At 34.5% G+C, this 13,315-nt stretch carries 15 protein-coding genes and 4 tRNA genes; 18 read left to right on the top strand and 1 reads right to left on the bottom strand.

Annotated elements, in window-relative coordinates:
* Nucleotides 1-84: 84 nt before the first annotated feature.
* The 4 genes from ACNQF9_RS12335 (at nt 85) to ACNQF9_RS12320 (ending at nt 3,856) form a co-directional block, all read left to right on the top strand.
* Entirely contained in the window at nt 85-1,446 is a 1,362-nt protein-coding gene (locus ACNQF9_RS12335) for a pyridoxal-phosphate dependent enzyme (RefSeq protein WP_417960991.1), read from the top strand.
* 231 nt (nt 1,447-1,677) lie between these two features.
* Nucleotides 1,678-2,160, top strand: a complete 483-nt coding sequence (locus ACNQF9_RS12330) for a 3'-5' exonuclease (protein WP_417990309.1) — start codon at nt 1,678-1,680, stop codon at nt 2,158-2,160.
* 130 nt (nt 2,161-2,290) lie between these two features.
* Nucleotides 2,291-3,562, top strand: a complete 1,272-nt coding sequence (locus tag ACNQF9_RS12325) for a DUF2851 family protein (protein ID WP_417990308.1) — start codon at nt 2,291-2,293, stop codon at nt 3,560-3,562.
* A 66-nt stretch (nt 3,563-3,628) separates the two neighbouring features.
* Nucleotides 3,629-3,856, top strand: coding sequence for a PspC domain-containing protein (locus ACNQF9_RS12320; RefSeq protein WP_417960985.1), 228 nt, complete (start codon nt 3,629-3,631; stop codon nt 3,854-3,856).
* 75 nt (nt 3,857-3,931) lie between these two features.
* Here ACNQF9_RS12320 and ACNQF9_RS12315 read toward each other — a convergent pair whose 3' ends face one another.
* Nucleotides 3,932-5,383: an amino acid permease gene (locus ACNQF9_RS12315; protein WP_417960983.1), complete on the bottom strand. Its 1,452-nt coding sequence runs from the start codon at nt 5,381-5,383 to the stop codon at nt 3,932-3,934.
* Between the two features lie 430 nt (nt 5,384-5,813).
* Between ACNQF9_RS12315 and ACNQF9_RS12310 the strand changes: the two genes are divergently transcribed.
* The 14 genes from ACNQF9_RS12310 (at nt 5,814) to rplA (ending at nt 13,296) form a co-directional block, all read left to right on the top strand.
* Entirely contained in the window at nt 5,814-6,599 is a 786-nt protein-coding gene (locus ACNQF9_RS12310; protein WP_417990307.1) for a ComEA family DNA-binding protein, read from the top strand.
* A 17-nt stretch (nt 6,600-6,616) separates the two neighbouring features.
* Nucleotides 6,617-7,759, top strand: a complete 1,143-nt coding sequence (locus ACNQF9_RS12305; RefSeq protein WP_417990306.1) for an acyl-CoA dehydrogenase family protein — start codon at nt 6,617-6,619, stop codon at nt 7,757-7,759.
* Nucleotides 7,760-8,023: 264 nt separating this feature from the next.
* Nucleotides 8,024-8,218, top strand: coding sequence for a 30S ribosomal protein S21 (rpsU, locus tag ACNQF9_RS12300; RefSeq protein ID WP_035670421.1), 195 nt, complete (start codon nt 8,024-8,026; stop codon nt 8,216-8,218).
* Between the two features lie 70 nt (nt 8,219-8,288).
* Nucleotides 8,289-9,185, top strand: coding sequence for a tyrosine-type recombinase/integrase (locus ACNQF9_RS12295; protein WP_417960976.1), 897 nt, complete (start codon nt 8,289-8,291; stop codon nt 9,183-9,185).
* Nucleotides 9,186-9,218: 33 nt separating this feature from the next.
* On the top strand, nt 9,219-9,521 hold the full coding sequence (gene hpf / locus ACNQF9_RS12290; protein ID WP_091164791.1) for a ribosome hibernation-promoting factor, HPF/YfiA family: 303 nt from the start codon (nt 9,219-9,221) through the stop codon (nt 9,519-9,521).
* A 91-nt stretch (nt 9,522-9,612) separates the two neighbouring features.
* Nucleotides 9,613-9,686, top strand: a tRNA-Thr gene (locus ACNQF9_RS12285).
* A 32-nt stretch (nt 9,687-9,718) separates the two neighbouring features.
* A tRNA-Tyr gene (locus ACNQF9_RS12280) sits at nt 9,719-9,799 on the top strand.
* 71 nt (nt 9,800-9,870) lie between these two features.
* Nucleotides 9,871-9,942: transfer RNA gene (locus tag ACNQF9_RS12275), tRNA-Thr, on the top strand.
* 53 nt (nt 9,943-9,995) lie between these two features.
* Nucleotides 9,996-11,183 (top strand): elongation factor Tu, encoded by a 1,188-nt coding sequence (gene tuf, locus ACNQF9_RS12270; protein WP_417960974.1) that lies wholly within the window; start codon nt 9,996-9,998, stop codon nt 11,181-11,183.
* 57 nt (nt 11,184-11,240) lie between these two features.
* Nucleotides 11,241-11,311 (top strand) — tRNA-Trp (locus ACNQF9_RS12265).
* A 16-nt stretch (nt 11,312-11,327) separates the two neighbouring features.
* Nucleotides 11,328-11,525 (top strand): preprotein translocase subunit SecE, encoded by a 198-nt coding sequence (gene secE / locus ACNQF9_RS12260; protein ID WP_417960972.1) that lies wholly within the window; start codon nt 11,328-11,330, stop codon nt 11,523-11,525.
* 10 nt (nt 11,526-11,535) lie between these two features.
* Nucleotides 11,536-12,087, top strand: coding sequence for a transcription termination/antitermination protein NusG (nusG, locus tag ACNQF9_RS12255; protein ID WP_417990305.1), 552 nt, complete (start codon nt 11,536-11,538; stop codon nt 12,085-12,087).
* A 68-nt stretch (nt 12,088-12,155) separates the two neighbouring features.
* Nucleotides 12,156-12,593 (top strand): 50S ribosomal protein L11, encoded by a 438-nt coding sequence (gene rplK / locus ACNQF9_RS12250; RefSeq protein ID WP_066082293.1) that lies wholly within the window; start codon nt 12,156-12,158, stop codon nt 12,591-12,593.
* 13 nt (nt 12,594-12,606) lie between these two features.
* A complete protein-coding gene (gene rplA, locus ACNQF9_RS12245) occupies nt 12,607-13,296 on the top strand; it encodes a 50S ribosomal protein L1 (RefSeq protein ID WP_417960970.1) in 690 nt (229 codons plus the stop codon).
* Nucleotides 13,297-13,315: the final 19 nt, after the last annotated feature.

The following is a 13,315-nucleotide window of genomic DNA, read 5'->3' as shown; positions in this document are numbered from 1 at the left end:
TGTAGATAACAAGAAATATTTATAACAAAATACTATCTTTGCAGAGATATTTACAACAAACTACAATCTTAAATTCATACTATAATGCGCTACGCAGAAAATATATTAGGGACAATAGGTAACACTCCGTTAGTTAAACTGAATAGAGTAACTTCTGAAGTGGATGCTTTAGTACTAGCCAAAGTAGAGACATTCAATCCTGGGAATTCCGTAAAAGACAGAATGGCCGTAAAAATGATTGAAGACGCTGAGGCAAATGGAAACTTGAAACCAGGCGGTACTATAATTGAAGGCACTTCAGGTAATACGGGTATGGGATTGGCATTAGTAGCTATTATAAAAGGGTATAAACTGATTTGTGTGATTTCAGACAAACAGTCCAAAGAGAAGATGGATATCCTTCGAGCAGTAGGAGCTAAAGTAGTAGTTTGTCCTACAGATGTGGAGCCTACAGATCCTCGGTCTTATTATTCCGTTTCCAAACGATTAGCCGAAGAAACACCCAATTCTTGGTATGTAAATCAATACGATAATCCTTCTAATGCTATAGCGCATTATGAGCAAACCGGACCTGAAATTTGGGAACAAACGGGTGGTAAAATTACTCATTTTGTTGTGGGTGTTGGCACTGGAGGCACTATTTCAGGTGTGGGAAAATACTTGAAGGAGAGGAATCCAAATATTAAAATTTGGGGAATTGATACGTATGGGTCTGTGTTTAAAAAATACCATGAAACGGGAATTTTTGACGAAAATGAAATTTATTCTTACATCACTGAGGGTATTGGAGAAGACATCTTACCAAAGAATGTCGACTTTTCTTTAATTGATGGTTTTACAAAAGTAACGGATAAAGATGCAGCAGTATATACTCGTAAAATCGCTCTTGAAGAAGGGATTTTTGTAGGTAATTCAGCTGGAGCTGCAATAAAAGGATTGTTACAGCTTAAAGAACATTTTAAACCCAAAGATGTTGTTGTGGTTCTTTTTCATGATTCGGGAAGCCGCTATGTGGGTAAAATGTTCAATGACGATTGGATGCGTGAACGTGGTTTTCTGGAAGAAGTAATTACTAAAGCCGAAGATGTCATCAAAGATCATATTGATAAACCATTAATTGTGGTGCGTACCGAAGAATTAGTTTCGCACGCTATTGAAAGAATGCGTAAATATAAGATTTCTCAAATTCCCGTTATAGACGTTACTGGATTTGTAGGATCTGTTGATGAAAGCGATTTGTTTCAAAGTTATGTTGCTGACAAAGATGTTGCTGATAAACCTATAAAAGAAGTTATGGGAAAACCATTTCCAATAGTCAAATTTGGAACTTCAATTGAAGAGGTTTCTCGATTGTTTACAAAAGAAAATGAAGCCGTTCTGATTGAATTAGAAAATGGCAATCATCATATTATTACTAAATATGATATCATTGGTTCGATAAAATAAGTCTAGTCTAAATTTATTTCCAAACTGTATTCCTGCAATGTTTTAACGCTGCAGGTTTTTTTAGATTATATATTTGTTGCGTAATCTGCACGTATTCTTCATCAACAGAAACGTGAAAATTCCAGAACCAGTGAGTTTGTAGGAAGAAATGAAAAGAAAGTTGTAGAATGCTTTGAACATTTATAAATGATAGTATTTTTGCAAATTGTTAACCTTAAATTTTAAATCAAATTGACATTCACTGCTATAGATTTTGAAACTGCAATCGCTTTTCATCCCTGCGCAGTAGGGATAGTTACCGTAGAAAATGGAGTAATTGTAGATGAGTTTGTTAGTTTAATTAAGCCACCAAATAATTTGTATTCTCCTTTTACAATTCAAGTACATGGCATACACCCACGCGATACGGTGAACGCCAAATCATTTGCTCAAGTTTATCCTGAAATTCAAAAGCGTCTTCAGAACAGAGTAATAGTGGCGCACAATGAAAGTTTTGATAGAAACGTTTTAGCTAAATCCATGGCGTTATATAATTTAAATTATGCTGATTTGAATATAGCTTCTCGATGGGAATGTACTGTAAAAATTTACAAAGCCAAAGGATTAAAACCCACAAAATTGAGTGATTGTTGCCGAGAAATGAATATTGCCTTGAATCATCATGAAGCTTTGTCAGATGCTAGGGCTTGCGCCAAATTGTATTTAAGAAGATAAAGCAAACATAAACTTTACTAATTAACGGAAGTGATTTTCTATGAATTTGTGAAATCTGTATTTCATTTTTTAATTTTGATAATTTTTGTTTCTTTTTTACTACTTTAGTATTCAGTCTAATGTCTTAATTATGAAAGAAGATTTCCTCCATTACCTCTGGAAGTTCAAGAAGTTTGATGCCTTGAATTTAAAAACGTTTAACAATGAGGAAATCACAATTATAAATGTTGGACAATATCTTGAAGTGGCAGGTCCTGATTTTTTTAATGCTCAAATTACTATTGGTAGTCAAAAATGGGCAGGGAATGTCGAAATTCATCTTAAATCGTCGGACTGGTATGTGCATCATCACGAACAGGATGCAGGATATGAAAATGTTATTTTGCATGTGGTTTGGGAACATGATGTAGAGATTTTTAGAAAAAACAACAGTGAAATTCCAGTTTTGGAACTTAAAAATTATGTTGAAAAAAGTACTATAGAGAACTATGCATCCTTAGTAGCTCCAAAATCATGGATTTTTTGCGAAAAACAAATTAAAGAAATTGATGAATTTGTATTCAAAAACTGGCAGGAACGCTTGTTTTTTGAGCGTTTGGAAAGAAAATCAAAACCGATATTTGATTTGTTAGAACAAACCAATCAAGATTGGGAAGCGGTCTTGTTTTGTCTTTTGGCTAAAAATTTTGGTTTGAATACAAATGGTGAAATTTTTTTAAAAATTGCAAAAAAAATCCCTTTTTCGATCATCAGAAAAGAATGTTTTGAGGTCGATAATCTCGAAGCATTGCTTTTTGGGACTGCCGGTTTATTGGATTTTGAAAAAGAAGATAATTATTTCAAAGAATTGAAATTCAGGTATTTTTATTTAGCGCATAAATATCAATTGGAAAGAAGTTATATAGCGCCTGTTCAATTTTTCAAACATCGGCCTGATAATTTTCCAACGATACGACTCTCTCAATTGGCTAATTTATTCCATAATGAGCAAAATTTATTTTCTAAGATAAGTGTTCTAAATTCTTTAAAAAGCAGTTATGATTTGTTTGAAGTTGCTGCTTCAGAATATTGGTTTAACCATTACCAATTTGATAAAAAAAGTCCAGAGAAAAACAAAAAACTATCTAAACCATTTGTTGATTTAATTGTTGTAAATACTATAATTCCGCTTCAGTTTGCTTTTGCAAAAAGTCAGGGTAAAGAAATTTCGGAGGATTTAATTCGGTTATTGAATGAAGTTTCATCTGAAAAAAATGGGGTTATTGATAAATTTAATTCTTTCGGAATTTTATCAAAAAGTGCTTTTGATTCACAAACTTTATTGCAACTCAAAAATGAATATTGTGATAAAAGTAAGTGTTTAGAATGTGCCGTTGGGATGGAATTATTAAAAAATAATTAAATGTAATTAGTAAATGAATCAATCCGATAATTTTTGTAATTTTGTTTCTAATTCTTAACTTACAGAATGTCAGCAGTAATTAGACTTAAATTTTTTTTTGAGAAACACGGTTTTCATGTATCTTCTCGTCTGGCGGATACCTTAGGGATGCGGGCAAGTAGTGTACGGCTTTTTTTTATATATTTATCTTTTGTTACCGCGGGATTATGGTTTGCTGTTTATTTGACACTCGCTTTTTGGATGCGGCTTAAGGATTTGGTTCGTGCAAAACGTACTTCTGTTTTTGATTTATAAAAGTCTTTAAAATAAAAAAAGGGATTATAAAGTATTTTAAGTACTTCATAATCCCTTTTTTAGTAATGATGTAAACTATTTGTCTGGATTGTTTAATTTACTGTTTTTCTTTCCATATACAAAGTAGATGATAACTCCTAAAGCCATCCAGATTACAAGTCTAGCCCAGCTTTCGTTTGGTAAGGAATACATTAAAGCTAAACAAATTAATATTCCAGCAATAGGGACATAAGGAACGAATGGTGTTTTAAATGATCTTGGCGCGTCAGGCATTCTTTTGCGCATTACTAGAACTCCAATACATACTAACACAAAGGCTAATAATGTTCCGATACTTACCATGTGACCTAAATCACTCACGGGAACAAATCCTGCAAAAAGACTCACAAATACCATAAAGAAAAGGTTTGTTTTCCAAGGGGTTCTAAATTTCGCATGAATATCACTGAAGAAAGAAGGCAGTAAGCCATCTTTGCTCATTGTGTAGAAAACACGACTCTGTCCCATTAACATGACTAACATCACTGAAGTGTAGCCCGCTAAAATAGCAACAATTAAACCAGTTTGTAAAAACGTATATCCGGTTCTGGCAAATGCAGTAGCTGCTGGTTTAGCATCTCCTGCAAATTCATTATAAGGAACAAGTCCAGTCATAACATGTGCAAACAATACATATAGGATAGTACAAATAACAAGAGATCCTAAAATACCAATAGGCATTCCTTTCTGTGGATTCTTCGCTTCTTGTGCTGCGGTAGAAACGGCATCAAAACCAATAAAAGCGAAGAAAACGGTTCCTGCTCCTGCAGCAATTCCTGACCATCCAAACTCTCCAAAAACACCTGTGTTTTCTGGAATATATGGGGTGTAGTTTGCAGTGTCTATAAAACTCCATCCTAAAACAATAAACATGATAACTACAATTACTTTTACAACAACTAAAATGTTGTTTATAGAGGCAGATTCTTTTGTTCCTCTAATTAGTAGTAGCGATAACATAGAAACAATAAAAATCGCAGGAAGGTTAATTATACCTCCTTCAATAATAGTTCCGTCACTCAGTTTTAATGTTTCCCAGGGCGAGCATATTAAATCATGTGGCAGATGAACGCCATATTTATTTAATAGTTCGAGTAGATATCTAGACCAACTTACACCTACTGTAGCGGCTCCCAGAGCATATTCAAGCACTAAATCCCAACCTATGATCCAAGCCATGAATTCTCCCATAGTGGCATAAGAATACGTATAAGCGCTCCCGGCCACAGGTATCATAGACGCAAACTCAGCATAGCAAAGTCCTGCAAATGCACATCCTACAGCGGCTAAAATAAATGAAAGTGTTACTGCTGGCCCTGCATGTTCTGCAGCAGCAATTCCTGTTAATGAAAATAATCCTGCTCCAATAATTGCTCCAACTCCTAGCGCTACTAATGAACGTGAGGACAAAGTCCTTTTTAAACCTTTTTCAGATTCTGATGCCTCATTTAGCAGTACTGACAGTGGTTTAGTTTTCCAAATTGACATGGGTTATATAGTTTTGTTTGTTATTAAGCTCCAAATGTATAGTTTTTTATAAAAAATAAAAATAAAAATTTAAGTTTACTGATAAAATAAACGTTGTTTTACAATTTTTTTTCTCAAATAGGACAAGATTTTAAGTTTATTGAATTTTGAAATTAGATGGTGTTTGAAGAATTCATTTAGATTGATTCTATTTTGTAGGTATGAAAGAAAGTATATCATATATTAATTATAATTTTAACCTTGAATAAGTCAACTTTTATTTTTAGGTATTACACGGAAGTTAGATGTTTAAAATTTACTTATATTAAAGTATAGCTGTGGAATGACTTTTAAAATTATTAGATCTTACTTTAACTTTTCACGTGAGCAACGCACGGGTATTTTTATTTTGTTTTTTATAATCTTGATTTCGCAGTCTGCCTATTTTTTTATGGATTTTAACATTCCAATAAAAGAATATTCTGAAAAACAAAAATGGCTTTCGCTACAATCAGAAATGGATTCCATGAAAACGGATTCTAAAAGAGAAAAGACAAAGATTTTTCTTTTCAATCCGAATTTTATAACAGACTATAAAGGATACAGACTGGGGATGACAGTTCAGGAAATTGACCGTTTATTGGCTTTTAGAAAAGAAAATAAGTACGTTAACTCGGCTAAGGAATTTCAAGCTGTTACTAAAGTTTCGGATTCTCTACTAAGTGTTATAGCGCCTTATTTTAAGTTTCCGGATTGGATAAGGAGCCAGAAACTGAATAAAAAATTCGAGCAATATAATAAATACCCCAATCAGGCTTTTACTAAAAAAGGAAAAATAGTTTTAATTGATATCAATCAAGCAACAAAGGAAGATTTAATAAAAATTTATGGAATTGGGGAGGCTATTTCTTTGCGAATTCTAAAACAAAAAGAAAAACTAGGAGTTTTTGTTTCGATGGATCAAATGCAAGAGGTTTGGGGGTTGTCGCCTGAAGTGATCGTTAATTTGAATGCTCATTTTAAAATAGCAGTATTACCAGAATTTAAAAAAATAGATATCAATAATATTTCTTTGAAAGAGCTTTCGCAATTTTATTATTTTAGATACGCGTTAGCTAAGGAGATAGTGACATACAGAAGTATGAAAGGGAATATTAACAGTATTGAGGATTTAACAAAAATTAAAGGATTTCCTGTTGATAAAGCAAAAATAATTGACTTATATTTGGACTTTTAAAATAAAATAGTATCACAATGAATTTTGACTACAACGAAACGCAATCTATGATTGCACAATCTATAAGAGAATTTGCTGAAAAAGAGATTCGCCCAAACATTATGGAATGGGATGAAGCGCAAACATTTCCAGTACCATTGTTTAAAAAATTAGGTGAAATGGGCTTCATGGGTGTTTTAGTGCCAGAAGAACTTGGAGGTTCTGGATTAGGATATCATGAATACATCACGATTGTTGAGGAAATATCTAAAGTAGATCCATCGATTGGGTTGTCTGTTGCGGCACATAATTCCTTATGTACCAATCATATTTTGACTTTTGGGAATGAAGAACAAAAGAAAAAATGGATTCCAAAATTGGCCACAGCGGAGCATATTGGAGCTTGGGGCTTGACAGAGCATAATACCGGTTCTGATGCTGGCGGAATGAATACTACTGCTAAAAAAGAAGGTGATTTTTGGATCGTAAATGGAGCTAAAAATTTCATCACGCATGCTATTTCTGGGGATGTAGCCGTTGTGATTGTTCGTACTGGTGAAAAGGGAGATTCGAAAGGGATGACTGCTTTTGTTTTTGAAAAAGGAATGCCTGGTTTTACTTCAGGAAAAAAAGAAAATAAATTAGGAATGCGTGCCAGTGAAACAGCAGAATTAATTTTTGATAATTGCCGAATTCCAGATTCGAACAGATTAGGAGAAGTAGGGCAAGGTTTTATTCAAGCCATGAAAATCCTTGACGGTGGTAGGATTTCTATTGGAGCATTGTCATTAGGGATTTCCAAAGGGGCCTACGAAGCGGCATTAAAATATTCGAAAGAAAGACATCAGTTTGGTCAACCCATTTCTGAATTTCAAGGAATTTCGTTTAAGCTAGCGGATATGGCTACTGAGATTGAAGCTTCAGAATTGTTATTGCACAAAGCAGCTTTCTTAAAGGAGCAACACAGGCCTGTTACTACATTGGGTGCTATGGCTAAAATGTATGCTTCGGAAGTGTGTGTTAAAGTGGCTAATGAAGCCGTTCAAATACATGGGGGGTATGGTTATATCAAAGATTATCCTGTAGAGAAATTCTATAGAGATTCTAAACTATGTACCATTGGTGAAGGAACTACTGAAATTCAAAAAATAGTAATTTCAAGAAATTTATTAAAAGGATAGTTTTTAGAATTGTGGATATAGAAAGAAGAGTTAACATGCATTAAAATTGCATATTGACTCTTTTTTTTTGCGTGAAGGATGGAAGAGGAAAGCCCGCAATGCAATGAGGACTTATAACGGACAGCCTGACGGCGGGTGAAGAGGTGTTTTGCATAGGACAAAAGTCATGTTCGCCGGCACGCCCAAAAATAATCCATAATTCATGATTCATAATTCAAAATAATGTTTACTTTTGCACACTTAAAGAAAGGGGGTGTCTATATTATGTTAATTATACCAATTAAAGACGGAGAAAATATCGATAGAGCGTTAAAACGCTACAAAAGAAAATTTGATAAAACAGGGACTGTTCGTCAATTAAGAGCACGTACTGCTTTTATTAAGCCTTCAGTAACCAATAGAATCAAAATTCAAAAAGCGGCTTATATCCAAAATATGAGAGATAACTTAGAGAGTTAGTCAATATCTATTAAAATAAAATACCGTTAGTCATTAAAAGTTTTATAACTTTGATGCTAACGGTTTTTTTATGTCTACAACTATAAATGCATTTCGTAATTATCTCGAATTCGAAAAAAAATATTCTCCACATACTATAACAGCTTATTGTAAGGATATTGCCTCTTTTGAATCGTTCAATAAAATTCAATTTGATCAAGCAAGTATTGAGCAGGTTGATTACAGCCAAATTAGAAGCTGGATTGTGTATCTCGTAGACGAGGCAATCTCTAATGTGACAGTAAATAGAAAAATAGCTTCCTTAAAAGCATTTTATAAATTTCTATTAAAAATCAAGCAAATAAAGAGCAGTCCCTTGTCGAAGCATAAGGCACTTAAGGTTCCTAAAACACTGCAGATTCCTTTTTCTGAAAAAGAGATGGTGGATGTTTTGGTTTCAATGCAAAGTGCGATTGGATTTGAAGAGATCAGAAATAAGCTAATCATAGATTTGCTTTATACTACTGGAGTGCGAAGAACTGAATTGGTGCATTTAAAAATTATTAATATTGATTTGTCTGCTGGTACAGTTAAAGTGTTAGGAAAACGCAATAAAGAGCGAATTCTTCCCGTTTTGCCAATAGTAATGGATCAGTTTTCCTTGTACTTAGATGTAAGGTCTTCCTTGGTGGCGATTGTTGATAATGATTATTTCTTTCTCACAAAAAAAGGGTTAAAATTAAATGATTCTTTTGTGTATCGTTTAATAAATTCATACTTTAGTACTGTGTCGGAAAAAGTAAAAAAAAGTCCTCACATACTAAGACATACTTTTGCAACCCATTTATTAAACAGTGGTGCAGATTTAAATTCAGTAAAAGAATTATTGGGACATTCAAGTTTGGCATCTACGCAGATATACACACACAGCAGTTTGTCAGAACTAAAAGGTGTGCATAAAGATGCACATCCTCGTGGTCGAAAGTAATTTAAAAATGTTTAACAATTAAAAAAGATGATTATGAAGGTAAGTGTTCATGCAGTTAACTTTACTGTTGACAAAAAGCTAGTAGATTTTGTTCAAGAGCGATTGGACAAGTTAGAAAAGTATTATGATAAAGTAGTATCGGCAGATGTTTTTTTGAAGGTTGAAAAGACAAGTGATAAAGAGAATAAAATTGCAGAGGTGAAAATTAATGTACCTGGGGATGATTTTTTGGTTAAAAAACAATGTAAAACTTTTGAAGAGGCGGTAGAGCTATCTGCAGAATCTTTACAAAGAATGTTGGTAAAAAGGAAAGAAAAAATAAGTTCACACATTTAATATGATTTTTTTTTAAAAAATGTTTTGATTGAGAGATAAAATTTCTACATTTGCAGTCCGTTAGAAATAGCGGACTTTTTTTATTGATAATGCCAGTGTAGCTCAGTTGGCTAGAGCAGCTGATTTGTAATCAGCAGGTCGTGGGTTCGAGTCCCTCCACCGGCTCTTTTATTTGAAATATTGATAATTATGGTTTAGGGGAGATACTCAAGCGGCCAACGAGGGCAGACTGTAAATCTGCTGTGTAAACTTCGCAGGTTCGAATCCTGCTCTCCCCACAAAAAAGAAGTTTAGATTTCAGGATGCTGATTTTAAATCTACAATCGTAAATCTACAATCAGAATTCTCTGCCGACTTAGCTCAGAGGTAGAGTGCTTCCTTGGTAAGGAAGAGGTCACGGGTTCAATTCCCGTAGTTGGCTCAAGTAAGTAGGAAATAGAAATTAATATATAACAAGATTAAAAATTAAGTAAAATGGCAAAGGAAAATTTTAACCGTAACAAGCCCCACTTAAACATTGGAACAATTGGGCACGTGGATCACGGAAAAACTACATTAACTGCGGCAATTACAAAAGTATTGTCTGATGCAGGTTACTGTCAAGCAAAATCATTTGATCAAATTGATAATGCTCCAGAAGAAAAAGAAAGAGGTATTACAATTAATACATCTCACGTAGAGTATGAAACTGCTAATCGTCATTACGCTCACGTTGACTGTCCAGGTCACGCGGATTACGTAAAGAACATGGTTACGGGAGCTGCTCAAATGGATGGTGCTATTCTTGTTGTAGCTGCTACCGATGGGCCAATGCCACAAACACGTGAGCATATCCTTTTAGGTCGCCAAGTAGGTATTCCTAGAATGGTTGTATTCATGAATAAAGTGGATATGGTTGATGATGAGGAATTACTTGAATTAGTTGAGATGGAAATCAGAGACTTATTATCATTCTATGAATATGATGGAGATAATGGTCCTGTTGTTCAAGGTTCTGCTTTAGGTGGATTGAATAATGATCCAGCTTGGGTACCAAAAATTCTTGAACTAATGGAAGCTGTAGATTCTTGGATCGAAGAGCCTGTAAGAGATGTTGCAAAACCTTTCTTGATGCCTGTTGAAGATGTATTCTCAATCACTGGTCGTGGAACTGTAGCTACAGGTCGTATCGAAACAGGTGTTGCTAATACTGGAGATCCAGTTGAAATCATTGGTATGGGTGCTGAAAAATTGACTTCTACTATTACAGGAGTTGAGATGTTCCGTAAAATCCTTGATAGAGGAGAAGCTGGAGATAACGTAGGTATTCTTTTAAGAGGTATTCAGAAAGAAGACATCAAAAGAGGAATGGTTATTTGTAAGCCAGGTTCAGTTAAGCCACATGCTACTTTCAAAGCAGAGGTTTATATCTTGAAAAAAGAAGAAGGTGGTCGTCATACGCCATTCCATAATAATTACCGTCCACAGTTTTACGTACGTACAACGGATGTAACAGGTATCATTACTTTGCCAACAGGTGTAGAGATGGTTATGCCTGGGGATAACTTAACAATCGATGTTGTATTGCTTAGTGCAATTGCATTGAGTGTTGGTTTGCGTTTTGCTATCCGTGAAGGTGGTAGAACAGTTGGTGCTGGTCAGGTAACTGAGATAGTAGCATAATCCTATAAATAAATTAGAAAGCCAGTAACGGTTTTAACTGTTACTGGCTTTTAACAAACGGGCGTAGTTCAAGGGTAGAATAGCGGTCTCCAAAACCGTTGATGGGGGTTCGAATCCCTCCGCCCGTGCAAAAAATAAATCATAATGACAAAAGTTGTTAATTACATATCAGAAGCATTTGAAGAATTAAAGTCAAATGTAACTTGGCCAGCTTGGCCTGAGGTGCAACGCCTAACGATTGTTGTTGCTGTTTTTTCAGTGCTATTCGCCTTGGCAACTTGGGGAGTTGATGAGATTTTCGCAAAAGCTTTAGCTGGATTTTTTAACTGGATAAAAGGGTAATTTTTTTCTTATGGCAGATAATAATATTAAGAAATGGTATGTCGTTAGAGCAGTAAGCGGACAAGAGAACAAAGTGAAAGCATACATTGAAACTGAAATCGCAAGATTAGGGATGGGTGATTACGTTTCGCAAGTTTTAGTTCCTACTGAAAAAGTGGTTACTGTGAAAGAAGGAAAAAAAATAATCAAAGACAAAGTTTATTTTCCTGGTTATGTTATGATTGAAGCAAATCTTATTGGTGAAATACCTCATATAATTAAGTCTATAACAAGTGTTATCGGTTTTTTGGGAGAGATAAAAGGTGGAGAGCCTGTTCCTTTAAGAATTTCGGAAGTAAACAGAATGTTAGGTAAGGTCGATGAGTTGGCTGTAAATGCCGACACTCGTTCAATTCCTTTCAACATTGGTGAAACGATCAAGGTTGTTGATGGACCTTTTAATGGGTTTAACGGTACTGTTGAAAAAATTAATGAAGAAAAGCGTAAACTTGAAGTGATGGTTAAAATCTTCGGAAGAAAAACACCATTAGAATTAAGTTTTATGCAAGTAGAAAAAGTATAATTTTTTGTTACATCTATAATATCCATTGCAATCGCTTCCAATGATTGTAATGTTAAATTTTTTAAAAAATGGCTAAAGAAATTAGTAAGGTAGTAAAACTACAAGTTAAGGGAGGTGCTGCGAACCCGTCGCCACCGGTTGGACCTGCTTTAGGAGCTGCTGGGGTAAACATCATGGAATTCTGTAAGCAATTTAATGCTAGAACTCAAGATAAACCCGGCAAAATATGCCCAGTACAAATTACTGTGTATAAAGACAAATCGTTTGATTTTGTTGTAAAAACTCCTCCAGCAGCAGTTCAGTTAATGGAAGCTGCAAAGCTAAAATCTGGTTCTGGTGAGCCTAATCGTAAAAAAGTAGCTAGTGTTACTTGGGAACAAATTAGAGCTATTGCTGAAGACAAGATGCCAGACTTAAATGCATTCACTATGGAGTCTGCAATGAGTATGGTTGCTGGAACAGCTAGATCTATGGGTATAACTGTATCAGGAGACGCTCCTTTTTAATTAAGAGAAAGACATGGCAAAATTGACAAAAAAGCAAAAAGAGGCTGCTTCAAAAATTGAAAAGAACAAATTATACTCTTTAAAAGATGCTGCGGCATTAATAAAAGTAATTGCTTCTGCAAAATTTGATGAGTCTGTTGATATCGCAGTACGTTTGGGTGTAGATCCAAGAAAAGCGAATCAAATGGTTAGAGGTGTGGTAACATTACCTCATGGAACTGGTAAAGATGTTAAAGTACTAGCATTAGTTACTCCGGACAAAGAAGCAGAGGCTTTGGCAGCAGGAGCGGACTATGTAGGTCTTGACGATTATTTACAAAAGATAAAAGATGGTTGGACAGATGTTGATGTAATTATCACAATGCCTTCTGTTATGGGTAAATTAGGTCCATTAGGTCGTATTTTAGGACCTAGAGGTTTAATGCCTAACCCTAAAACAGGGACTGTAACTATGGATGTTGCAAAAGCTGTTCAAGAGGTAAAAGCTGGTAAAATTGACTTTAAAGTTGATAAAACTGGTATAGTGCATGCAGGAATTGGTAAAGTTTCTTTTGGAACAGAACAAATTGTTGACAATGCTCACGAAATTATTCAAACATTAATCAAACTTAAACCAACTGCGGCTAAAGGAACTTACATTAAAAGTATTTACCTAACTAGCACTATGAGTCCTGCAATTGCTTTGGACCCTAAAGCAGTATAATTGGTAGTTAAAAATTTTT

This window comes from Flavobacterium amylolyticum, from assembly GCF_048284335.1.
In the GTDB taxonomy this organism is placed as follows: domain Bacteria; phylum Bacteroidota; class Bacteroidia; order Flavobacteriales; family Flavobacteriaceae; genus Flavobacterium.
This window is presented reverse-complemented; position numbering and strand designations above follow the sequence as displayed.